The sequence below is a fragment of the Gluconacetobacter entanii genome (assembly GCF_013155425.1).
GTDB classification, from domain to species: domain Bacteria; phylum Pseudomonadota; class Alphaproteobacteria; order Acetobacterales; family Acetobacteraceae; genus Novacetimonas; species Novacetimonas entanii.
On sequence record NZ_JABJWD010000156.1, the window covers coordinates 1 to 1,048 of the forward strand.

Consider the following 1,048-nt stretch of genomic DNA (forward strand, 5'->3'; position numbering starts at 1 on the left):
CTCTCACATCCTCAGATGGTCCGTCTTTCGACGAACGCATCAGGCCAGTGCTATCCGCGCTCACTCACGACACAAAATGCAACTGTAGTGCTAGGCTCAGGACCCATTGATATGATTGCGGAAATCTGATTCAGCCTCTGTGAGGAGACTGAAGATGAGTGACCTGTATTGGTTGACGGAGGAGCAGATGGATCGTCTGCGGCCCTTTTTCCCGAAGAGCCATGGCAAACCTCGCGTTGATGATCGTCGTGTGTTGAGCGGGATCATTTTCGTGAACAGAAATGGTCTGCGCTGGCGTGATGCGCCCCGGGAATACGGTCCACACAAGACGCTCTACAACCGCTGGAAGCGCTGGAGCGCTATGGGGGTATTCATCCGCATGATGGAGGGACTGGCTACTGGCAAGGCAGAGCCTCAGACAATCATGATTGATGCGACCTATTTCAAGGCACATCGCACGGCTTCGAGCCTGCGGTTAAAAAAGGGGGCTCAGGCCGTTTGATCGGGCGGACCAAAGGCGGGATGAATACGAAGCTGCATGCTGTCACCGACCGGAACGGACGTCCGCTCGACTTCTTCATGACAGCAGGTCAGATCAGTGATTATACTGGTGCCGCTGCCCTTCTGGACAGTCTGCCACCAGCCGAATGGATGCTGGCAGACCGGGGCTATGACGCTGACTGGTTCAGAGAGGCCCTGGAGGAGAAAGGGATCAAACCCTGTATTCCTGGTCGAAAATCTCGTGCAAAACCGGTCAAATACGACAAACGGAAATACAAAATACGCCACCGTATCGAGATCATGTTCGGTGTAGCGCGCCAACAGGATTGGAACCGCGGGACACATAGTTTGGAACCCCATAGAACGCATTCTTAGAGGGTTCTGAGAGGTCGATCAGACCTCTTTTTTTATGCCCTCTTGGTCAGGCAGCGGGTCCGTTTGTTCGGCAGGCAGGGCAGGATAGGATGGCAGCGGCTCAAACTGCCGTGGCGGCCGACCCGCATTGGCATCCAGTTCGTGGACCAGAAGCCGGGCGGCGATCGCCTGC

Annotated in this window: 1 pseudogene; it reads left to right on the forward strand. The window is 55.4% G+C overall.

Annotated elements, in window-relative coordinates:
* Positions 1–154: 154 nt before the first annotated feature.
* Positions 155–837, forward strand: a pseudogene (locus HNH97_RS17165) (IS5 family transposase); the annotation flags it as partial.
* Positions 838–1,048: the final 211 nt, after the last annotated feature.